General features: G+C 56.7%; 23 protein-coding genes, 1 tRNA gene and 1 pseudogene. 8 read left to right on the top strand and 17 right to left on the bottom strand.

Features of this window, described 5'->3' with window-relative positions; translation table 11 throughout:
• Window positions 1–11 precede the first annotated feature (11 nt).
• From AAC636_RS05515 to AAC636_RS05505, 3 genes are all read right to left on the bottom strand, one after another.
• Window positions 12–1,016 (bottom strand): NAD-dependent 4,6-dehydratase LegB, encoded by a 1,005-nt coding sequence (locus tag AAC636_RS05515; RefSeq protein ID WP_340300674.1) that lies wholly within the window; start codon window positions 1,014–1,016, stop codon window positions 12–14.
• Between the two features lie 115 nt (window positions 1,017–1,131).
• Window positions 1,132–1,476, bottom strand: a complete 345-nt coding sequence (locus AAC636_RS05510; RefSeq protein WP_340300673.1) for a MarR family EPS-associated transcriptional regulator — start codon at window positions 1,474–1,476, stop codon at window positions 1,132–1,134.
• Between the two features lie 164 nt (window positions 1,477–1,640).
• Entirely contained in the window at window positions 1,641–2,552 is a 912-nt protein-coding gene (locus tag AAC636_RS05505) for a tyrosine-type recombinase/integrase (protein WP_340300672.1), read from the bottom strand.
• 59 nt (window positions 2,553–2,611) lie between these two features.
• Here AAC636_RS05505 and AAC636_RS05500 point away from each other — a divergent pair, with 59 nt between their 5' ends.
• The 3 genes from AAC636_RS05500 to AAC636_RS05490 all read left to right on the top strand — a co-directional run bounded on the left by AAC636_RS05500 (window position 2,612) and on the right by AAC636_RS05490 (window position 3,960).
• On the top strand, window positions 2,612–2,824 hold the full coding sequence (locus AAC636_RS05500) for a helix-turn-helix domain-containing protein (protein ID WP_445322541.1): 213 nt from the start codon (window positions 2,612–2,614) through the stop codon (window positions 2,822–2,824).
• Window positions 2,825–2,967: 143 nt separating this feature from the next.
• Entirely contained in the window at window positions 2,968–3,411 is a 444-nt protein-coding gene (locus AAC636_RS05495; protein ID WP_340300670.1) for a hypothetical protein, read from the top strand.
• 171 nt (window positions 3,412–3,582) lie between these two features.
• Window positions 3,583–3,960 carry a hypothetical protein gene (locus AAC636_RS05490; protein WP_340300669.1) on the top strand — a complete coding sequence of 126 codons (378 nt, stop codon included), beginning with the start codon at window positions 3,583–3,585 and terminating at the stop codon, window positions 3,958–3,960.
• Between the two features lie 71 nt (window positions 3,961–4,031).
• On the opposite strand, the gene AAC636_RS05485 is transcribed toward AAC636_RS05490, so the two are convergent.
• The 12 genes and pseudogenes from AAC636_RS05485 to AAC636_RS05430 all read right to left on the bottom strand — a co-directional run bounded on the left by AAC636_RS05485 (window position 4,032) and on the right by AAC636_RS05430 (window position 15,909).
• A complete protein-coding gene (locus tag AAC636_RS05485) occupies window positions 4,032–5,012 on the bottom strand; it encodes a glycosyltransferase (protein ID WP_340300668.1) in 981 nt (326 codons plus the stop codon).
• An 82-nt stretch (window positions 5,013–5,094) separates the two neighbouring features.
• The gene (locus tag AAC636_RS05480) at window positions 5,095–5,559 is read right to left on the bottom strand and encodes a hypothetical protein (RefSeq protein ID WP_340300667.1); all 465 of its coding nucleotides are present in this window, start codon (window positions 5,557–5,559) and stop codon (window positions 5,095–5,097) included.
• Between the two features lie 253 nt (window positions 5,560–5,812).
• Window positions 5,813–6,355, bottom strand: a pseudogene (locus AAC636_RS05475) (sugar transferase).
• Between the two features lie 197 nt (window positions 6,356–6,552).
• A complete protein-coding gene (locus AAC636_RS05470) occupies window positions 6,553–7,005 on the bottom strand; it encodes a hypothetical protein (protein WP_340300666.1) in 453 nt (150 codons plus the stop codon).
• A gap of 122 nt (window positions 7,006–7,127) precedes the next feature.
• Window positions 7,128–9,332: an NADP-dependent isocitrate dehydrogenase gene (locus tag AAC636_RS05465; RefSeq protein WP_340300665.1), complete on the bottom strand. Its 2,205-nt coding sequence runs from the start codon at window positions 9,330–9,332 to the stop codon at window positions 7,128–7,130.
• A gap of 100 nt (window positions 9,333–9,432) precedes the next feature.
• Window positions 9,433–10,365 (bottom strand): AEC family transporter, encoded by a 933-nt coding sequence (locus AAC636_RS05460; RefSeq protein WP_340300664.1) that lies wholly within the window; start codon window positions 10,363–10,365, stop codon window positions 9,433–9,435.
• Between the two features lie 3 nt (window positions 10,366–10,368).
• Window positions 10,369–11,166 (bottom strand): MBL fold metallo-hydrolase, encoded by a 798-nt coding sequence (locus AAC636_RS05455; protein ID WP_340300663.1) that lies wholly within the window; start codon window positions 11,164–11,166, stop codon window positions 10,369–10,371.
• 4 nt (window positions 11,167–11,170) lie between these two features.
• Window positions 11,171–12,001: a TatD family hydrolase gene (locus tag AAC636_RS05450; RefSeq protein WP_340300662.1), complete on the bottom strand. Its 831-nt coding sequence runs from the start codon at window positions 11,999–12,001 to the stop codon at window positions 11,171–11,173.
• 65 nt (window positions 12,002–12,066) lie between these two features.
• The gene (locus tag AAC636_RS05445; protein WP_340300661.1) at window positions 12,067–13,194 is read right to left on the bottom strand and encodes a DNA polymerase III subunit delta'; all 1,128 of its coding nucleotides are present in this window, start codon (window positions 13,192–13,194) and stop codon (window positions 12,067–12,069) included.
• On the bottom strand, window positions 13,191–13,820 hold the full coding sequence (gene tmk / locus AAC636_RS05440) for a dTMP kinase (RefSeq protein WP_340300660.1): 630 nt from the start codon (window positions 13,818–13,820) through the stop codon (window positions 13,191–13,193). The genes AAC636_RS05445 and tmk overlap by 4 nt, the downstream gene beginning before the upstream one ends.
• Window positions 13,821–15,020 (bottom strand): D-alanyl-D-alanine carboxypeptidase family protein, encoded by a 1,200-nt coding sequence (locus AAC636_RS05435; protein ID WP_445322540.1) that lies wholly within the window; start codon window positions 15,018–15,020, stop codon window positions 13,821–13,823.
• Between the two features lie 46 nt (window positions 15,021–15,066).
• The gene (locus tag AAC636_RS05430) at window positions 15,067–15,909 is read right to left on the bottom strand and encodes an SPOR domain-containing protein (protein WP_340300659.1); all 843 of its coding nucleotides are present in this window, start codon (window positions 15,907–15,909) and stop codon (window positions 15,067–15,069) included.
• A gap of 183 nt (window positions 15,910–16,092) precedes the next feature.
• On the opposite strand from AAC636_RS05430, the gene AAC636_RS05425 reads away from it, so the two are divergent.
• A tRNA-Ser gene (locus tag AAC636_RS05425) sits at window positions 16,093–16,183 on the top strand.
• A gap of 143 nt (window positions 16,184–16,326) precedes the next feature.
• Entirely contained in the window at window positions 16,327–16,503 is a 177-nt protein-coding gene (locus AAC636_RS05420) for a hypothetical protein (RefSeq protein WP_340300658.1), read from the top strand.
• 310 nt (window positions 16,504–16,813) lie between these two features.
• On the opposite strand, the gene AAC636_RS05415 is transcribed toward AAC636_RS05420, so the two are convergent.
• Both AAC636_RS05415 and AAC636_RS05410 read right to left on the bottom strand, forming a co-directional pair.
• Entirely contained in the window at window positions 16,814–17,977 is a 1,164-nt protein-coding gene (locus AAC636_RS05415; protein WP_340300657.1) for a glycine cleavage T C-terminal barrel domain-containing protein, read from the bottom strand.
• 157 nt (window positions 17,978–18,134) lie between these two features.
• Complete coding sequence (locus AAC636_RS05410; RefSeq protein WP_317655896.1) at window positions 18,135–18,653, bottom strand: Lrp/AsnC family transcriptional regulator; 519 nt, start codon at window positions 18,651–18,653, stop codon at window positions 18,135–18,137.
• A 129-nt stretch (window positions 18,654–18,782) separates the two neighbouring features.
• On the opposite strand from AAC636_RS05410, the gene AAC636_RS05405 reads away from it, so the two are divergent.
• The 3 genes from AAC636_RS05405 to AAC636_RS05395 all read left to right on the top strand — a co-directional run bounded on the left by AAC636_RS05405 (window position 18,783) and on the right by AAC636_RS05395 (window position 20,335).
• Window positions 18,783–19,184, top strand: coding sequence for a thiol-disulfide oxidoreductase DCC family protein (locus AAC636_RS05405; RefSeq protein ID WP_340300656.1), 402 nt, complete (start codon window positions 18,783–18,785; stop codon window positions 19,182–19,184).
• Window positions 19,181–19,561, top strand: a complete 381-nt coding sequence (locus AAC636_RS05400) for a hypothetical protein (protein ID WP_340242972.1) — start codon at window positions 19,181–19,183, stop codon at window positions 19,559–19,561. The genes AAC636_RS05405 and AAC636_RS05400 overlap by 4 nt, the downstream gene beginning before the upstream one ends.
• Window positions 19,562–19,654: 93 nt before the next feature.
• On the top strand, window positions 19,655–20,335 hold the full coding sequence (locus AAC636_RS05395; RefSeq protein ID WP_317655900.1) for a phosphatidylserine decarboxylase: 681 nt from the start codon (window positions 19,655–19,657) through the stop codon (window positions 20,333–20,335).
• Window positions 20,336–20,339: the final 4 nt, after the last annotated feature.

Below are 20,339 nucleotides of genomic sequence, written 5' to 3'. Positions count from 1 at the left end.
ACTATCTTATTTCAAACAGTGTAGCTTGAAGTTCTAAATGCTGCTAAGTTGGATGGGTTTTGAAACCATTCGACAGTTTTGGAAATGCCTTTTGCAAACCCCTTGACGCTACCATGCTCCGGCGCCCAACCAAAGAGGTGACGAGCTTTATCAACCCCGGCAAATAATCGCTCTACTTCGCTACCAGCCGGACGCACCCTCTCATGGTCCGAAATAACCTCTATTTCCACACCCATACAATCTGCAATTAGCCCAACCGTGTCTTTAATGGAAATCTCGAAGCCTGATCCGATATTAGTGATCTGACCAACGCACTTGTCGCATTCCATAGCCTGTACGAAACCTTGGACCGTGTCTGCCACAAAGGTAAAATCACGGGTAGGGTGTAGGGCCCCTAACTTTATTTTGCGTTTTCCAGCTGCGATTTGGGTAATTATCGTTGGAATTATGGCGCGAGCAGACTGTCGCGGACCATAAGTATTAAAAGGACGAATTACCGAAACCGGTGTGCCAAAGCTCTTGTGGAATGCTAGGGACAGCTGATCGGCCGCAATTTTCGTTGCAGCGTATGGCGATTGCGCATTAACTGGATGGTCCTCAGTAATCGGTACAAATTGCGCAGTGCCATAAACTTCAGACGTAGATGTGGACAAGATACGTCTGGTATTTAAACGCCTCGCTGCCTGCAAAACGTTGAGTGTGCCAGCAACATTCGTTGCGACATAGCTATCAGGTGAATGGTAGCTAAAGGGGATAGCGATCAAGGCAGCCAAATGCAACACAACGTCACATCCCTTCATAGCGCTCGCTACGCCATGTGGATCACGGATGTCTCCGGAAATAACCTCAATGTTGTGCTTTATATCGTTGGGAAGTTGGTCGAGCCATCCCCAAGAATTAAAAGAATTGTACATTACAAAAGCGCGCGTGTCGTAGCCCGCTCGAACCAGCAACTCGACCAAATGTGAGCCGATAAAACCATCGGCCCCAGTTACCAACACTCTTCTGTTGTCCATAATATTTAAAACTTTCTTCTGAAAAGTTCAAAAATTTAACAAGCACATAACAAGAAACGCAATTTAAAAAATTAGGCTTGCTTCTTAATAGAACCGCACCCATCGTGCGCAATCATTAGACGCTACTTATATTGTCAAGATATTCTCTCTCAAGTGCTTCTATTTCTGCCTTCAAAGCATGATATTCGGCCCTCTTGCGCCGAATGAATTTAGCAGTCAGCTTCGACTTCTCGCTAACGCCAGCTGGTGTGAGCAGATAGAAATAGCCTGATTTTTTGGCATTATTTTTAAAATTCTCTACCTTTACATAGCCCTTCTCTATCAAGGCATTGAGGACATAGTAGGCAGCACCGTTAGATATATTGAGCCGATCGGCCAACTCACGGGAAGAAATATCGCCCTTTTGTTGTATGAGCCGCATACACTGAAATGACCGCTCAAGCGCAATCTCTTCACGCACACTAGCCATTAACCCGCAACTTCAACTGCTACCGCACGGCAGCTGACAACGTCGGGCCACCAGGTAAAGTCAAAAATTAGAAACGATATAATCATTCGCTCAAGTTTGAGCGTATACTACGCGCGTCAGATTCGTAACTACGAAATTTGGGCAGAAACTTTTTTTCAACAGTTCTGACCACTCCAGACTGAGTGCTCGGCTCGTTCAAGATAACGCGCCAGGGTAGACACCGACTTCCAGCCACCGGCACGCATGATACCCGCAGTGTCACGCCCCATACGCAACAACTCTTGTGCCGCCCCGACACGCAACGCATGTCCGGTGTAACAGTGGTACTCGTCATAACCAATTTCCCGTAGACAGCGTTTAATAGCGCGCTGCACAGACACTGGGTTGAGCAATCGATCAATCATCAGGTCACCATAAACGGGCCCAAACAAATACTGCGTACTGTCACGCAGTTCCATCCAATCTTTCAATACCCGGTTTGAATTATCCGTGGGCCACACCACCCTGCCCCGCGCCAACTGATCCGTCTTACTACGCCTGACGATCACGCGTGCCGTTTCGCTCCCGTTCCACTCAACGTCAGACATCCTCAGTGAGACAATCTCAGATCGTCGCATCAATCCGTCAAATCCAACAGAGATCATGGCGGCATCACGCAGGTGGCGCAGCGATCGATGTCTCTTTGCCACAATAGCATTCACATCCTCTCGCGTAAGGCCAATTGACTGGCGCTGAGGGGCAATAGCCGCACGTTGCGCGCGTCGCAAGGCAAGCCGAAGCAATTCAGATTTAGTCGGGTCATCAAAATTCAGGAGGCGGTGTATTTTGCCAATAGACACGGCATAACGCCTCACCGTCGTGGCGGCCTTAGTTTCGGATTGATCATCCAGAAATGCGACAACGTCTGCCACACCACAGGGCAATGGTTTAACCCCGCTTAGATCACACCATTGGACAAATACACAGAAGTCGCGATAGTAGGCGTCAATCGTCGACGGGGCATAAGCGCCCTTCAACAATTCAAGCGCCCCTAACCAGTCGTAAGATTTATTACTTTCTGCAATCATAAATGTCCAAATATCGGACAATTTGGATGATGTCAATGATAAATGGACTACAAATAAGAATGGCGCGCGCAGCCCTCGGACTTTCACTGCAAGACCTTGCTTCGAGCGCGGGACTTTCCGAAAAAACTATCCGGCGCGTGGAAGCCGATGGGAATGGCGCCAGCGCATCAATAAAAACCATCGATGCCATCAAAGCCGCCCTCGAAGCCGCCGGCATCGAATTCATAGGCACGCCCGACGACCGCCCCGGCATCCGCATCAATACCAAGTGACACACTTGCGACACTAAGCTGAAACACACCGAGACAGACGTGAGACAAAAACCCAATAAACACTGAACATATCCCAATTTTAGATTTGACATGTTCATTATTTGTTCCAGAATTCTTACATCACAATTGTAAGGATTTCGAACATGTCCAGCACCCTCCCCATCCTGTCCGGCCCCATCCTCTCAATAGGAGAGGAGCCACACGACTTTCAAATTCACTTCGACGCCATCAAGGCGCACTTCAGTCCGGTAGACCTATTCGAGGTGAGGCAAGTCGAACTCATCGCCTATTGCGACTTAGACATCGACCGTAACCGCCGCCGCATGCAATCATACATGGAGCGAGCGATCGACGAATACGCCCACAAGATAGCGCCAATGTTTGACGCAGACCCGCCGATCGAGCCCCAGTCCATCATGACACGCGCCGCCACCTGCGCCTATGTCGACAACAGGGGAGCAATTACGGTCTACGAGCAAAATATTCGACTGGCCGAGAACCGGCGGCGGCAACTGATCGCAGACCTCGAGCACTACCAAAGGCAACGCAAACTTAGACAAGTCGAGGACGCAGAGGAGGTGCAGTGATGGCCACCAAACTGCAAATCACGGCCAACCGCTCTAATGCGCGCAAGAGTACCGGCCCCAAGACGAGAGAGGGCCGGCGCAGCTCCTCCCAAAATGGCGTCCGACACGGGCTGAACCAGCCACCGCCACACGACCTCATCCTCAAATACCTGGAGCCATACGCCAAGGAGTATGGGTGTCGACACTTCAGAGGCGCACCAGACAGACCTCGGGCGCGCCCTCCTCTCCATCGCGACGGCGGACGCGCAAATCGACCGCGTCCTGGCGGTCATCGCAAACGCGCCGACGCATGACGACGAACGCAAGCGCGCAGAGTTCTGGATGGACCAACTGCTTTCATTTCCACGGCGATCTGGCCAGGACGCCACATACCGGCAGGCCATAAAACTCATTCACCGCTGCGAGCAAAACGCCAACAGGCGCCACTACTCCAACCCCAAGACCCGGAACCGATACCTCGACGCCGCCATCAACGGGCGCCGCAAGGCCATCAAGCGGCTCGACGCCCTACTGCATAAATTTTCCAAAGCGAAGCCAATTTCAGCGTGAGGTTGTATTGTTCTAAAATTGCCGCTGGCCTTTATGCAGCGAGCCGTTACAGGCTATTACCATCACGGCACTCACTTCCTGCCGACATTAATGCGGTCAAACAATTCGAGATAGGCGTCAACGACGGCGTCCCGGTCAAACCGCTCCGACAGCGTCTGACTGGCGCCCGCAACCAGCCGCCCGCGCAGGTCACCATCCGCAACCAGTCGCCGCAGTGCCCCCGCCAGCGCACTCACATCCCCCACCGGCACCAAGAGGGCATCCCGACCATCCTCAGCGTACCAATTCGGCCCATCCGTCATGCTCGCGACAGACGGCACGCCAACGCGCCACGCCTCAATGAGGGCATTGCCTAGTGGCTCATCGCGCGACGGCAAGACAAATGCGTCGGCAGCACCAATGACCTCCGTTGGGTTCTCTCGCCAACCAGCGAAGCGCACGCGGTCAGACACTCCCAAGTCTTCCGCCTGCCACAACAGAGCCTCAGCCTCAGGTCCATCCCCCACTAGCCACAGATACACGCCCTCCAACTGCGCCACCGCCGCAATAAGCAAGTCAAACCCCTTCACCCTGGTGAAGCGACCGGCACCACACACGACAAATGCATCATCAGGCGTGTCGAGCTCTGCGCGCGATATCGGAACGCTCGACACTGGCCTAGAGAAGTTCGAGATAATTGGCGCTTTGCCGCCCCACCCTAATTCTCGAATGTGGCGCGCGATGCTCGGGTTGTTACAAACCACCGCATCGAGCCCCGCGAAGTGGCGCACGTGGTGCGGGTAGTCGCCGAGGCGGACAATCTTGGCTGCCGGCACGTCCCGCGGGATCAATCGAGCAGCAGGAGCCCGCCACGCCATAATCGCATCGGGCTGAAAGTCTCGGATGGCGCGATGGAGCCGCCAGAGGTCAAACAGCCCGCGCGGCGTGCGACGCAGAAACCGCCCCTCTAATATGCCTCCAAGCCCCTCAACCTCATGGCGCCACAGACGCCCAGGACGAATGGCAAACTGCTGATCTATCCCGCGCTCATGAAACGCCTCCGACAGCGTCACGAAGAACCGCTCCGTCCCGCCATCCGTCCCCGGCTGTATGTGGAATATCCGACGCACCGTCACGTCAAGCCCTCACCCAAAATCAAACCGCGCACCAATCACCATTACTTACACCACTCCGGAATGACCGCCGCATATACTCAATGCAGTAGTCTGGCGCAGAGAACCACACGTCTGTCGCGCCAATCGATTGGTGCACAGCCACCCACGTCTCCCTCAGCTTGCGGTGCAAGACCGCCACGTGGGTGCCGTCTACGTGGTCAGGGTTCATACACCGCCGATAGCCCGGCGTGTTGTAGAGGTCAATCGCGCCACCGCCCGGCAGCTGTGGAGACAGGGCCCCATACGGCACGTCGCCCGCCACCCGCAACTGATCGACGACGAACTCAGTGGGCTGACCGAGATCCCACTCCACGTGGACGCGGATTGCATCCATCAATGCAGAGCGCGTGGCAGTCCAGCGACCGGGCTCCGAATAACTCTGAGCAGACACCGGCAAAGGCCCCACAGCCAATAATCCAATGAATAGAGCAAAAATGGCGCGCATAGCGTAATCCTTTCGAAAAACCAATGCCTCTATTGAGAGGGCAAGCGACACCAAATTGCAAGCCAAGCGCATCCAATTTTGAGCCCAAAAACACACCCAAAACACCGCCAAAACACTCAGAGCCGTGTCTTCGCTAAGTCACTGAATTCAAAACACGAAACGCGTTCCACGCGCGTGGCTGCGTCTTTGGAGTGTATTTCGCGATTTTCAAATGTCACGAAACACCAGTTATCAAACACGCGCAAAATCAATCTCATTTCCCAACGCGATCGCCCTGCCCCGCCCCAAGGGCCGTCTGCAAGATCAACCGAATGTCCAAAATCAGACCGCGCAGAGCGATGTAGCGGGCATCCCATGCAACGAGGCGCGCGGGATCGCTCATATCCACGCCCGCAACTTGGGCAAGACCCGAGATGCCGGGGCGAACGTCCAAAACACCCGCTTCCTTCCGCAAGCTCACCAATTCCTCTTGCGCAGGCAGGCAGGGGCGTGGGCCAATAAGACTCATGTCACCCCAAAGCACGTTCCAAAGCTGCGGCAGCTCATCAAGTTTATATCAGCGCAGCTTGACCCCCAAGTGCGTGACGGCGGCGCTAGACACCTCATGCGTGCCCGCCTGTCTCATACCAATCGCCATGGTGCGGAATTTGTAGCAGGTGAAAACCTGCCCCCCACGGCCCACGCGCGGTTGCGCGAAAATTGCAGGGCCATCGCCTTCTTTGCGGATCAAAGCCCACAAGATCAGCATCGGCAGCGCGAATAGGATCAAGCCACCCACTGCGACAGCTAAATCCATCACGCGGCTGACCGCGCGATAGGTGAGGTTGTCCCCCTGCCCGTCACTCAGCACAAGCTCACGCGGGGCCGTCCGCGCGTGATGACACAGCCACTCCGCCAGCCGCGTCACGGACAGGGTCGGCTTCAGCTCCGAAATCGGGCCAAAGGCAAACCGCGCCAGAGGCTTGGGTAAGCGGTTTAGATGGCGCAGCGCGCCTACGAATGTCGCGCCATAAATCGCTGGCAGATAGAGATGCACGATATCCCCCCCACCGCGTCAACTGCTGCAACACCATCGCGTTTACTTTGTGCATAGGCGGATCGGTTGGCTGCCTCCAAAGCATGGGTCGATCTGACATTGACAAACCGCACCCCCGCATCCTGCGCCGCCTGCGCAAGCGTGGCGGCGAATTCCACATTGACGGACTGATAGGCGCTCAGGCTTGCCCCCGCATCTGAATTGACCACCGCCAAATTAAGCAGCAGATCTGACCCCTGCAGCACCTGCGATAGGTTTGCATAATCCGACACTGCGCATTCGGGGAATTTCGCCTGCAGCGCCTCAGGGGTGCGGCTCAGCAGCATCACATCAGCCCCGCGCGCGCAATTCGGGCACCAGCATTTGCCCCACAAACCCGCTCGCCCCTGCAATGACAATGCGCATGGCATCCCCCCTCATGTTGCGCCATGTTCTGTCTGATTGGGGTCGATATGGAAAGCCCCCAAACAGAGAAAAGCCCCCCGAAACCACGGGGGGCTTTGCTACATTATCACGCAAAGTGGCCTGTGCGTCAGGCGAAAATTGCGTTCATCGTGGCCGAAGGGCGCATGACGGCTGCAACCTTTGCGGGGTCTGCGTGATAATAGCCGCCCAAATCCACAGCCGCACCGCGACCTGCGTGCAACTCTGCCAAAATCTGCGCCTCATGTTCCGCCAAGGCTTTGGCGATTGGCGCGAATTCTGCGGCAAGCTTTGCATCCTCGCCTTGCGCGGCCAAGGCCTCAGCCCAGTAGCGCGCGAACCAGTAATGGCTGTCGCGGTTGTCAGGCTCGCCCACCTTGCGGCCAGGGCTGCGGTTATCATCCAACACGCCTTGGGTCGCGGCCTCGACCGCTTCGCCCAAGATACGGGCTGCGGCATTGTTCTTTGTCTCCGCCAAGAACTTAAAGCTTTCACCAAGGGCGCAGAACTCGCCCAGACTGTCCCAGCGCAGGTGGTTTTCACCTTGCAGCTGCTGCACATGTTTCGGGGCCGAGCCGCCTGCACCCGTCTCAAACAAACCACCGCCCTGCATCAACTTTACAATCGACAGCATCTTGGCCGATGTCGCCAATTCAAGGATGGGGAAGAGATCGGTCAGGTAATCGCGCAACACATTGCCTGTGATGGCGATATGGTTCTTACCTGCGCGGATCGTTTCTAGGGCTTTGCGGGTCGCTTCACGCGGCGCCATAATCGCGAATTTATCGGCCACACCGCGCGCTTCCAAAATCGGGCGCACATAAGCGATCAATTCTGCATCATGGGCGCGGGTTTCATCCAACCAAAACACCGCCTCGCAGGCTTCGGCGCGTTGACGATCAATCGCCAAATTCACCCAATCCTCAATCGGTGCTTTGCGTGCAGAGGCCGAACGCCAAATATCACCCGCCTCAACAGCGTGTTCATGGATCACCGTGCCATCTTCCAAGATCATCCGAACCGTGCCTTTTGCGGCCATTTCGAATGTGGTTGGGTGGCTGCCATATTCTTCGGCCTTTTGCGCCATCAGGCCAATATTCTGCACCGTGCCGCAAGTGGCGGGATCAAGCTTGCCCGTTTCTTTGAAATACTTGATCGTCTCGTCATAGACGGGCGCGTAAGAATTATCAGGGATCACACAGACCGCGTCATGTTCCTTGCCATCTGGCCCCCAGCCTTTGCCACCTGCACGGATCAGCGCGGGCATGGATGCGTCAACAATCACATCCGAGGGGACATGCAAATTGGTGATGCCGCGATCACTGTCGACCATATACATAGGCGCGCGCGCTGCCATGCAGGCGTCAATCGCCGCTTTGATATCGGCCTCACCTGCAATGCGGGTCAAGAGATCACCCAAACCCGAATTGGGGTTGACGCCAAGTGCCGCCAAACGATCCCCAAATTCTTCAAAGACGGGCGCAAGATAGGCTTTGACCGCATGGCCAAAGATGATCGGGTCAGAGACCTTCATCATTGTGGCCTTCATATGCAGCGAGAACAGCACGCCATCTTTCTTCGTTTGTTCAATCTCTGCCGCCAGAAAATCGCTCAGCGCCGCAGCACTCATGAAGGTCGCATCAACAACCGTGCCCGCAGGGTAGCTGACTGCATCCTTCAACACAGTCTCAGTGCCATCTTCCGCAACGTGAACGATGCGCGCGGTTGCGGCATCTTTTAGCGTGACCGATGTTTCATTGCTGCGGAAATCGCCGCCCGACATGGCCGCAACGCGGGTTTTGCTATCCTTCGTCCACTCGCCCATGCGATGTGGGTTGGCCTGCGCATAGGCCTTCACGGCTTTGGCCGCGCGGCGGTCTGAATTCCCTTCGCGCAAAACGGGGTTCACAGCAGAGCCTTTGATCGCGTCATATTTCGCGCGCGCGTCTTTTTCCGCATCAGTTTTTGGGTTTTCTGGATAATCAGGGATAGCATAGCCCTGCCCCTGCAATTCTTTGATTGCGGCTTGCAATTGCGGCACAGAGGCCGAGATATTTGGCAGCTTGATCACATTGGCATCCGCCGTTTTGACCAATTCCCCCAAGGCGGCCAGATCATCACTTTGGCGCTGATCGGCGGGCAATTGATCGGCAAATGCCGCCAAAATGCGCCCTGCCAGCGAAATGTCGCGCGTGCCAACCGAGACACCCGCCGCCCGCGCAAAGCGCGCGATGATCGGCAAAAGCGAAGCCGAGGCAAGTTCAGGCGCTTCGTCAACTTTGGTGTAGATGATATCTGGGGTCTGGTCGGTCATAGCTTTGGCTCCTTAGGGAGGATGATTTCGGCATCCCATAGTATACAATTGAGCAAATGGGAAGCGTGAAGGTTGCCGCAGCACAAAATTTGTAAGGGCCTCAGCCGAGGATGATCAACCAAATTGATGAGGTCAAAACTGTCACGCCCGTGCCAACCAAAACCGAACTGGCCGCAACGCGCCGCCCTGCCCCATACATATTGGCAAACAGATAGGCATTGGCGCCTGGGGCCATCGCGGCGGTGATGACCACAGATTTCAGATCATCACTGGGAATATGCAAAATCTGCGATCCCATCACCCAGCCAATTGCGGGATGCACAATCAGCGACAGGATCAAGACCATCGCGATCACCCGAACCTCGCCCTCAGGGCGATAACGATAGAGCACCCCACCCAACCCAAAAAGCGCGGTCGGCAGGGCCGCGCGGGCCAAAAGGGCAATCCCATCCTCGACAACAACGGGCATGCCAAGCCCGATGAAATTCACAACAAACCCCGCCCCAATGGCCAAGGTCAGCGCATTGCGCGACAGCGCACGCCCCACAGCAAGGGCCAAGATATGCGGCGCCACGCGGCCCGCCTTGACCCCCTCCATTGCGGTTACGCCCACCAGATAACAAAACGGGGCGTGGAGCGCGACAATCGCAAAATTCCCTGCAAGGCTATCGGGGCCATAAGCGCGCTCCATGATCGGCAGGCCCAACAGCACGGAATTGGCGAACATGGCTACAAACCCAATCGCCACCGAATCTGTCCAAACCCGCCCAAAGATGACGCGCGCCCCGAACATGCCCAAAAGGAACACAAGGATTGAGCCAGAATAATAGCTCAGCAGCAGCGGGAAATGGAAATCTTGGCTCAGATCAAGCCGCGCAATCGCCAAAAATAGCAGCGCAGGGATCGCAATTCCTTGTGAAAACTTCATGAGAAGGTCAACGCCTTCTTCAGAAAACAAGCCGCGCCAGACCATCACATAGCCAAAGCCAATGACGATAAAGACGGGCAAGACAACTTCGAGAAGGGCGGACATTCTCTAGATATCCAAACTGATGCGCAGCCCGTCATAGGCGGGCGAGATATGCGCAGGCAATTCATCGCAAAGCGTTTGATAGTCCAAATCTAAATGCATATTGGTCAGGATTGCGCGGCGCGGGCGGGCGCGGGCAATCCAATCTAGGCTTTGCTCAAGATGCGCGTGGCTTGGGTGGGGCGTGCGGCGCAGCGCGTCCAAAATCCAACAATCCAAACCCGATAGCATCTCCCACGCAGGCGCAGGAATGTCCGAGACATCTGGCAAATAGGCCACGTCACCGATGCGAAACCCTTTCGCCATGATGCGCCCATGTTCCACATCGAATGGCTGCAGCGTCACAGGCCCGCCTGCCCCCGTCACCACAATCTCACCCTCAATCGGGTTCAGCGTCAGGATCGGCGGATAATCCGACCCTTCGGGCTGCACAAAGGCATAGCTAAAGCGAGACAAGAGATTGCTGGCCGTGGCTGCATCTGCCCAAACATTGAGGCGGGATTTCATGTTGAAGACGATCATGCGCAGATCATCCAAACCATGCACGTGATCCGCGTGTGAATGGGTGTAAACCACACCATCAAGCGCGCCCACATCTGCATCCAATAGCTGGGCGCGCATATCAGGCGAGGTATCAATCAAGACCCGCGTTGTGCCGCCCTCGCCCAAACGCTCCACCAAAAGCGAGCAGCGGCGGCGGCGGTTCTTGGGTTCACGCGGATCACAGGCCCCCCAATTGCCCCCCAAACGCGGCACACCGCCTGATGAGCCGCAGCCAAGTATGGTATAACGCAGCTTGCCCATAACCCTAAACGCCCCCCTGCCATTGGGCGGCCTTAGAAAACAGCCTGTCAAAATTCGCACTGGTTGCCGCGGCGAATTCGGCAAGGCTGATGCCAAAGATATCCGCCCCCACCTGCGCGGTCAGGGTTGTATAGCTAGGCTCGTTGCGCCGTCCGCGGTGCGGTGGCGGGGCCAAATAGGGGCTGTCGGTTTCAACCAAAATCCGATCAAGGGGCGCTTTGGCAAAAATGGCGCGCAACTCGCCCGATTTTGGGAAGGCCGCAATGCCCGACATTGAAAGATAAAACCCCAAATCCAATGCCGCGCGCGCCAATTCAGCCGAAGAGCTGAAACAATGCATCACGCAGGAATAAGGTCCGTTTGCATATCCTTCGCGCAAAATTTGCGCCATATCCTCATCTGCAGCGCGGGCATGGATGATCAAGGGCAGCCCTGTCTCGCGCGCGGCATCAATATGGATGCGCAAACTGTCTTTTTGCGCTTCTGCGCTATCGGCGGTGTAGTGATAATCCAGACCCGTCTCGCCTATGCCAACGAATTTTGGATGCGCTGCAAGGGCCACTAAATCCTCAACCGTGACGGGCGGTTGAGCGGCCACGCTCATCGGATGAAGGCCCGCAGCCCAGAACACGGGCGCATGGCTCTCGGCAATGCTGCGCACCTGTGGAACATTGCCCATTTTGGTGCAAATCGTCACCATACGGGACACACCCGCCTCCACAGCCCGCGCCACGACATCGCCCAATTCACCTTCAAAATCGGGAAAATCCAGATGGCAATGGCTGTCGACCAATTGCGGGGTGGCATCAGAGGAGGGGGTCACGCGGTCACTCATGGGCTAAAAGATCAGTCTCGCAGATTTTGGCGCAGCAAGGGGGGTGATGCGCCCCTCAAGGAGGATCACGCCATCACACGCGGTGCCGCTTTTTCGATGCTTATGATCATATCAAGGATCAAAGCGGCAGGGTCAAGGTTCACCGCGCGCCCCTGGCGTGCCTTGGCGGATAAACGATCCGCCAGATCGGCCCATCCCCGCCCCTCATGGGGGCTTGGCGAAAGGCGCGCCAAAATTGCCCCCTCGCCCGTGACAATGTCGGGGGGCAGTGCGCCAGTTACCCCCACACGGGCCAAGCGCGCCAACAACCGATCCAACAGCGCAAGCATCAGATCAAACTGCGCTTCGCCTACTTTGCCCGTGACCTGCTCGGAGAGGGCCATCGCTTGGGCGCGATCCAATCGCGGTAATGTGCCAATCAGCGAAACCAAAGCGCCGTAAAGCGCCAAACCGCCCCCCTCAATCATCTGCGCGGCCACCCCAACCGATCCATTGGCCAATTCAACCACCGCGCGCGGGTCGTCCACTGCCACATCAATGCTGTGCATGGCTTGGGCCATCTCATCCGCCCCAAGCGGGTTAAGGCGCAAGGTGCGGCAACGCGAGCGGATTGTGGGCAGAAGCTTCGCGGGTTGATGCGCAACCAAAAGCAAAATCGCATCCTCAGGCGGTTCTTCAAGCAGTTTGAGCAGCGCATTGGCCGCGTTGCGGTTCATCTCATCCACCGCATCAACAATCACCACACGCCGCCCGCCATCTACGGCCGAAAGTCCAAAAAATTGGTTCAGGCGGCGCACTTCATCCACGGTAATTTCGGCGGAGAGCTTCTTGGTTTTTTCATTCCATCCGCGCCGCACCAGCAAAACCCGTGGCTCGGACAGCGCGCGCAAACGCCGCGCCACGGCCCCCTCAGGATCAGTGACGAAGCCCTGCGGATCAGGCGGCATGTCGAACAAAGCCGCCCCTGCGTCATTGGGGCTGTTCAATAAATGCTCCGCCGCTTTCCACGCGAATGTAGCCTTACCAATGCCCTTTGGCCCCGTAATCAGCCACGCGTGATGCATCCGATCTGAGGTAAGCGCCGCACAAAACTCGGTCACGGCGGCGGCGTGACCAATCAGTTGCGGGGCATGGCGCGGATGCGGCAGACCCTCGGCGGCATCCGCCTCTGGCAGGAGATCATCATCCTTCATAACCGCGCCTCTACGATCCGCGCGATATCCTGTGCAATCGCCTCGGGCGCTTGATTGGCATCAACAATTGCGCAGCGGTCAGGAAAATCGCGGGCAAGTGCCTGAAACCCAGACCGCAGCCGCTCTTGAAAGGGCAGCCCCATGTCCTCGAACCGATCTTCGCCCGATTGCCGCGCCAACCCACGCGCCAAGGCCACAGCGGGATCCATATCCAATATCAAGGTCAGGTCAGGCTCTACCCCGATCACACGGGCATGGATATCATCGACAAGATCGCGCAAATCGCCACGCGCAGCCCCCTGATAAACACGGGTGGAGTCCGCAAATCGATCACAAATCACCACGGCCCCACGGGCAAGCGCAGGCGCAATCGTGCGCTCAAGGTGATCACGGCGCGCGGCAGAAAAAAGCAAGATCTCCGTTTCGGGCGACCAACGATCTGGATCCCCCTCGACCAACAGCTTGCGGATATCCTCTGCCCCCGCTGCACCGCCGGGTTCGCGTGTCTCAATCACATCACGGCCAAGGCCGCGCAGATGTGCCGCCAAAAGGCGGCTTTGCGTGGATTTTCCCGCCCCATCTATCCCTTCAAGACTGATAAACAGCCCGCCTGCCGCCCCCGACATTCAATTATCACTCAGGCTAGACACCTGACCCATCACCGCCGCCATGGCGCGCGAGGTTGCGGCCCCCAGACGCCCCATTACGCCTGCCTGCGCCACATCAGTGGCGGCAATCAAGGGCACTGTTGTCGGCGCAAGCCCCTCAACCGCGATGTGCAGCTCACCCAAAGGCGTGCCCGCCGCAATCGGCGCGGGAATAGGGCCAGACAGCGTGACCTCTGCCTCTAGCAGCCCGCCCGTGACCGTCAATTGCGGCAAGAGCATCCGCACATCATCGGCCACTGTCAAAGGCACAGTTGGCATTTCGCCCAAGAACACAGGCGCCTGCGCCAAAATATCCCCCGCAGCGATCACATCGCGCTCGACAAATTGACGAAAGGCCCAATTCACGATCCGCTCCGCCTCACCGGCGCGGGCATCCGCCGTAGGCAAGCCCGAAATCACAAAGGTCACGCGGCGATCGCCTTGCACGGCAGAGCCGACCAAACCATAGCCTGCCTCCTCGGTATGGCCCGTTTTCAGACCATCAGCCCCAATGCCCAATCCCAAAATCGGGTTGCGGTTAAAACGATTGTCAGGCGCGCGGTTGTCGAAGGGAAATTCACGCTCGTTGAAATAGTGATAATATTGCGGAAACTCGGTGATCAGACGTTCCGCCAAAATGCCCAGATCGCGCATCGACATCACATGCCCCGCCGCGGGCCAGCCGCTTGCGTTGCGAAAGGTTGCCGTCTCCATCCCCAATTGCCGTGCGCGCTCTGTCATCAGCGCGGCAAATCCTGCCTCAGTGCCATCAGGGCTTAGCGCCTCAGCCAAAACCACCGTTGCGTCATTGCCAGACAGAACAACAATCCCGCGGATCAAATCCTCGACCCGAACGCGGTCGGTGGTGTTGAGAAACATGGTTGAGCCACCAAAGGACATGGCATGCTCTGAGACAGGCAATGCAGTGTCTAACGTGAGACGCCCATCTTCCAGCGCCTCAAACGTCATGTTCAACGTCATCAGCTTGGACATCGAGGCAGGCGGCAAGGGCACATCCGCATTCAGCGCGAACAGAACCTGCCCTGAATTGTGATCCACCACATAGGCCGATCCTGCCTGTGTCTCAAACCCTTGGGCCTTGACCGCCTGAGGCAGCAAAATTCCCAAAGCCAAGGCCAAACTGCAGCCAAAACTGCCGAGTGTCTTTGCCAATGTCACGCCCATTCTCCACCTGTCACTCGACCCGCAGGGCTTGGCCGCGGGTTCAATTGGTTACAAAATACGCATCTTGGAAGCCAAGCCTGCGTGCAGCGTCCAGATTATTGGCCCGCTCCGCAGTTGTCGAGGCAGGCCCGACCACCACCCGCCAAAAACGGCGGCCATTGGAGGTCTGATCATAGATGGTGGGCTGCAATCCAGAATTTCGCAAGGCCTGCGCGGTGTTATTTGCATTTTCTTGCACCGCGAAAATGCCAATTTGCACGAAAGGCCGCTCAAGGGCGCTTGTCGCAACGGGTGCGGGGCTTGCGGCAGGTGCAGGGGCAACGGGGGCAGCAGAGGCAGTCCCATCCAAAGGCAAGGCGGCAATCGTCTCGGCCCCGCCCGCATCAGGCCCGTCATAATTCGGCGGCGCAATCCCTTCGGCAGGGGTGGCCAAGGCGATATCCTCCGCGACCTCCTCGCGGCGCAAGGCCGTGACGTTCAACACCGAAGGCGCCCCCGCCAATAGCCCCAAAGCCGAAGCTGCGTCAGATGACACCTGAAGCGCAGGCCCAGGATTGTCGCGTTCACGGCGGAACAACGCACCAATCACAAAGCGCCCATTGGCCTCGTTGCGAATAATCACCCGCTCGGGATCCGTGGCTGATGGGTGCGCCACCCAAACGCCGCCCAAGGAGGGCCGCCCATCCCAAAGCCCGTCTTCGGTCACCTGAAACACATCGGGCGCCTCAACATCGCGCTCGACCAAACGGGTCGTGCCAGTATCAGCAAGGCTTGGATCGGCCGCATTCCCCGTGAGCCCCGTCTGACACCCGCCAAGCCCGAAAGCCGTCACCACCAAAAGGGCATAGATCGGTCTTGCCCGTCCCGAAAAGGAAAAATCCATCTGCCCTACCCTGTTCTCAATCTGATGCCGCGCGCCCATCTGGGTGCAATTGTTATTTTTGCACGAATAATACACATGAAAAAGCAACCTGAAAACCCATGTCGCGCAATTTTGACTACGGATAAATTCACAACCGCAGCCCCCCTTCCAGAATCGCCCTCCACAAGCTATCCCGCCCAAGTCGGAGGAGTGGCAGAGTGGTTTAATGCACCGGTCTTGAAAACCGACGTACGTCAAAAGCGTACCGTGGGTTCGAATCCCACCTCCTCCGCCAACACCCATTGAAAACGTTGGTTTATTTTGGGATTTTGGTAAATTACCCCACATAAGGCCCCACAAATCGTAAACGCTTAGTTGCGCGTCCGCAGCCTAGCTTTTTTGTTCAGAGCACCTTTTGGGAAAAATCACGCGCGTTTGGTGACGTTGAACTCCTCGACCAAGAAATCAATGGTCGCCTCGTCCCGCAATTTACAGACGATGTTTTGGTTTGCAAATGCGCCTTTGAACCTTTTGCCATTGGGCGAGCTCGGTCGCGCGGCCAAGGCGGCAATGTTTGCGCAGGCTGCGTTGGCGGATGCCTGTCTGTTTGGCTGATGAGATCGGCGCGGCGCAGAAAGCGCGTGTTCTGTGTGTCATGCAATCCCAAGCCCGCATCCCCATGCGCGCTTGCCCCTAGATGTAACCCCAAAAAGATTTCTGCCCGCGCGGCCAGATTGCGCCTGAGGTGCAGATCGACTTGTATTTTAATTTAATATATAAAATATAATCAATATAATTATTGTTATCTGGGCATATTTCTGAGGGACGACTGCCTTTGCATGACAAAGGCGCACAGAAAAACCCCGCGAAGCGTCATGCTGGCGGGGTTGTTTTTGATAGGATCTTGCGAAAGACGCGCGGCGCTTTATGCGCTGATTGAGGTGGCCTTAGCACCCGCAGCCAATTCTTTGCGGGGATCAAAGAACGGTTTTTCCACAACACGGGCCTGCCGTGGCCCCTCATGCGTTGTGACCTCTAATTCTGTGCCAAGCTCTGCGGCGGCCAGATCGACCATGGCCAATGCAATATTGGCCTGCAACCGTGGCGAATAGACCGCAGAAGTTACTTTGCCCACGGGTTGCCCCTGATGCGACAGCGCCCAGAAACGGGTGTTTGGCGTGGCCAAGGGCGCCCCATCCAGAATAACGCCCACCTGACGGCGGGTGATCCCATTGTCACGGATGCGTTGCAGCGCGAATTTTCCGATGAAATCTGCCTCCATCTCGAGATCGACCAAGCGATCAAGGCCCAGTTCGAACGGGTTGGTTTGGATATCTGCATCCGCGTGATAAGAGAGCATCCCCCCTTCAATGCGGCGGATTGTGGAGGTGTGACCTGGCTTCAACCCCATCGGCAGACCTGTGGCCATGATCCGTTCCCACAGCGCATCGCCATATTCCGAATTGCGGAGATAAATTTCATAGCCAAGCTCGCTTGACCATCCTGTGCGGGACACGATCAGGGGGATGCCGTCCAACTCCATCTCGCAGAACCAGTAATAGCGCAGATCGGCAATCTCATCGCCAAACAGCGCCTTCATGATCTCGCCCGATTTCGGGCCTTGCAGCTGAAGGGGCGACACATCAGGCTCGGTGATGGTGACATCCATCCCCGAATGCACCGCCACGCCCTGCGCCCATAGCAGGATATCGCTATCTGCAAGCGAGAACCAAAAATGGTTTTCACCAAGGCGCAGAAGGATGGGGTCGTTCAAAATCCCGCCCAAGGCATTGGTCATCAAAACATATTTGCACTGGCCCACCGCCATGTTGGACAAATTGCGTGGCGTCAGCATCTGCACGAATGCCGCTGCATCTGGCCCCGTGACCTCAACCTGACGCTCTACCGCCACATCGCACAAGATGGCGTCATTGACGAGGTTCCAGAAATTCGCCTCAGGATCGCCGAAATCGCGGGGGATATACATGTGGTTGTAAACCGAAAACCCCTGCGCGCCCCAGCGCACGGTTGCGTCAAAATAGGGCGATTTGCGAATTTGCGTGCCAAAGCCAAAATCCTGAACCTGCATCTGTGCCTCCCTCAGATGATATGGGCGGGGGGATACCCGTCCCTGATCAGCGGGATTTAAGGCAGGACGGTCGCGCGGCGAGACTAAAAATCGGCCCATTCAAAGACCAGTCAGACTGAAAAAATCGGCGTCGCTAGTCTGGCTGGACTAGACCGGCCTAGGGGGTTTTGCGTGCTTGCGTCACAAGCTTGGCCAGATTGGGCTGTTCGGCCTTGACCAATCGCGTTGCAAAATAGGTCATGTAGCGCTCAATCAGCAGATCAGCCTGCAGCATGGTTTCCATCAAATCTTGGAATTCCGCCATGGATGTGGTGACAACTGTCATCACATAGTCAGACCCACCCCCTGTTGAGACGCAGTTGATGATTTCATCGCGGCCGAGCACATAGGCCTCGAAGCGCTCAAAATCCGTTTTGCGGTGGCGTGATAGCGAGAGGGTCACAATCACCCGTGTGGTGTCGAGCACCGCATCCAGAACAATATCTGCGTGATATCCTTTGATATATCCCGCGGCCCGCAACCGTGTGAGGCGCGCCCAACAGGGCGTGGCAGACAGGTTCACCAGTTCCGCCAGTTTTGTTTTGCTTAATTGACCATGCTTTTGCACCGCACTGAGAATGCGGATATCCGTTGCATCAAGGCCTAGTCGATCTCGCAAAACACATCCCCCACTCATCACCCTTATCCCCTAGCATGGGCGCAGGCGCAGGCAAAGGCCGCGATGATTGCGACCCTTGGGGCGGTCATGGCGGCAGGATCAGCGCCAAAACGGTGACAATGCCCAAACCCGCCCTATCTTTGGCCCATGACCGAGCATAGCACCCCTTCGAGCACGAAAATCGAACTGCTTTACAATGCAGATTGTCCCATCTGCAGTTGGGAAATCAATCAGTATAAGAAACACGCGCCCGACCATCTGCGTTTTGTGCCGATCACGGATGAGGCCGCCGCAGACTGGGGCGTCAGCCCTGATACAGCTTTGCGGGCGCTGCATTTACGCGACATGGGCAACCCTGATCTGCATCAAACGGGGGTTGCGGCCTTTCTGGCGCTTTGGCAGGCTATGCCGCGCACAAGATGGATTGCGCGTCTGGTTGGGCTATGGCCGCTGCGCCCCTTAGTGGATTGGGCCTATCGCAAATTGGCGGCACCCGCCCTTTACCATTTGCACCAAAGGCGCAAGGTAAAACGGGGGGACAGATCGTGAAGCCTATTCTTGCCGCATGGGCCCTCTTGGGTTTCGCAGTCGCGGGGCTTGCTTTTGCAACCGCCACCCCACCCTATCAGCTTGAGCTGACCTGTCGCGCGGGGGATGTCACGGCCACTGTGCGGGTCGATCAACCTCGGCGCTATTTCGCGTCTCTGCGTGCCACGGCACTGCCACAGGCCGAGATCGATGATGGGCGCGCGCGCTTTACGGCGCAATTTGCACATCAACACTCTGATCGGGGCGAGGAAGTTACTTTTTATCTCGAGAGCGGGGCATATTTGGGCGCTTGGACGGATGCAATCAATGAATTATGGCTCTATCGCGATGCCACGGGCGCGGTTTATGACAACGCCCTTGTCCTGCCCTGCACATAGGGGCAGAATGACGGGCATCTGTTATTGCCCCTTTACGCATGGGCCTTCGCAGATTAGGCAAGCGCTAACGTAATCCTTTCAGGAATGGCCAAAATGTCGGTTTCGATGCTCTCCACCTTTGTCAAACCCATGCATCCCGAAGGGCGCAAATTCGTGGCCATTGCAGCGGCAATCACGCTTGTCCTCTTCGCGCTATGGGAACCTTTGGGGTGGATTGGCACGGGGCTGACAGTGTGGGTCTATTACTTTTTTCGCGACCCCGAGCGCGTCACCCCAGATCGCGCTGGCGTGATGGTCTCGCCCGCCGATGGTGTGGTGTCCCTGCTTGAACCTGCGACCCCGCCCGCCGAACTTGGCTTGGGCGAGGCGCCGATGACGCGCATCTCGGTTTTCATGTCCGTCTTTAATTGCCATGTGAACCGTATCCCTGCGGCGGGGCGGATCACGGCCGTGGCCTATCATGAGGGCAAATTCCTCAACGCCTCGCTCGACAAAGCCTCGACCGATAATGAGCGCAACGGCATCGCCGTTGAACTGCCCGATGGCCGCAAATATGGCGTGGTGCAGATTGCAGGATTGGTTGCACGCCGCATCCTGTGTTGGAGCGTTGTGGATGAGGCGATGGAGCGCGGGCAACGCTTTGGCCTGATCCGCTTTGGCTCGCGGCTTGATATCTACCTGCCAGAGGGCGCAGAACCTTTGGTCGAGATCGGACAAACCATGGTCGCAGGCGAGACTGTGATCGCCACGCTTGACCCTGACACGCAACACTAAGGCC

The organism is Roseobacter sp. HKCCD5988, from assembly GCF_037830355.1.
Classification (GTDB): domain Bacteria; phylum Pseudomonadota; class Alphaproteobacteria; order Rhodobacterales; family Rhodobacteraceae; genus M30B80.
Note: the sequence above shows the minus strand (reverse complement) of the source record. Positions and strands in the feature narration are given on the sequence as shown.

Coding starts and splice junctions, on each gene's coding strand:
- AAC636_RS05455 (WP_340300663.1), bottom strand. CDS start 11,166: ATGGGCAAGCTGCGTTATACCATACTTGGCTGCGGCTCATCAGGCGGT.
- AAC636_RS05505 (WP_340300672.1), bottom strand. CDS start 2,552: ATGATTGCAGAAAGTAATAAATCTTACGACTGGTTAGGGGCGCTTGAA.
- AAC636_RS05460 (WP_340300664.1), bottom strand. CDS start 10,365: ATGTCCGCCCTTCTCGAAGTTGTCTTGCCCGTCTTTATCGTCATTGGC.
- AAC636_RS05430 (WP_340300659.1), bottom strand. CDS start 15,909: ATGGATTTTTCCTTTTCGGGACGGGCAAGACCGATCTATGCCCTTTTG.
- AAC636_RS05490 (WP_340300669.1), top strand. CDS start 3,583: ATGGGTGTCGACACTTCAGAGGCGCACCAGACAGACCTCGGGCGCGCC.
- AAC636_RS05415 (WP_340300657.1), bottom strand. CDS start 17,977: ATGCAGGTTCAGGATTTTGGCTTTGGCACGCAAATTCGCAAATCGCCC.
- AAC636_RS05470 (WP_340300666.1), bottom strand. CDS start 7,005: ATGCCATGCGCATTGTCATTGCAGGGGCGAGCGGGTTTGTGGGGCAAA.
- AAC636_RS05405 (WP_340300656.1), top strand. CDS start 18,783: ATGACCGAGCATAGCACCCCTTCGAGCACGAAAATCGAACTGCTTTAC.
- AAC636_RS05450 (WP_340300662.1), bottom strand. CDS start 12,001: ATGAGTGACCGCGTGACCCCCTCCTCTGATGCCACCCCGCAATTGGTC.
- AAC636_RS05410 (WP_317655896.1), bottom strand. CDS start 18,653: ATGAGTGGGGGATGTGTTTTGCGAGATCGACTAGGCCTTGATGCAACG.
- AAC636_RS05395 (WP_317655900.1), top strand. CDS start 19,655: ATGTCGGTTTCGATGCTCTCCACCTTTGTCAAACCCATGCATCCCGAA.
- AAC636_RS05465 (WP_340300665.1), bottom strand. CDS start 9,332: ATGACCGACCAGACCCCAGATATCATCTACACCAAAGTTGACGAAGCG.
- AAC636_RS05445 (WP_340300661.1), bottom strand. CDS start 13,194: ATGAAGGATGATGATCTCCTGCCAGAGGCGGATGCCGCCGAGGGTCTG.
- AAC636_RS05515 (WP_340300674.1), bottom strand. CDS start 1,016: ATGGACAACAGAAGAGTGTTGGTAACTGGGGCCGATGGTTTTATCGGC.
- tmk (WP_340300660.1), bottom strand. CDS start 13,820: ATGTCGGGGGCGGCAGGCGGGCTGTTTATCAGTCTTGAAGGGATAGAT.
- AAC636_RS05480 (WP_340300667.1), bottom strand. CDS start 5,559: ATGCGCGCCATTTTTGCTCTATTCATTGGATTATTGGCTGTGGGGCCT.
- AAC636_RS05495 (WP_340300670.1), top strand. CDS start 2,968: ATGTCCAGCACCCTCCCCATCCTGTCCGGCCCCATCCTCTCAATAGGA.
- AAC636_RS05500 (WP_445322541.1), top strand. CDS start 2,612: ATGGCGCGCGCAGCCCTCGGACTTTCACTGCAAGACCTTGCTTCGAGC.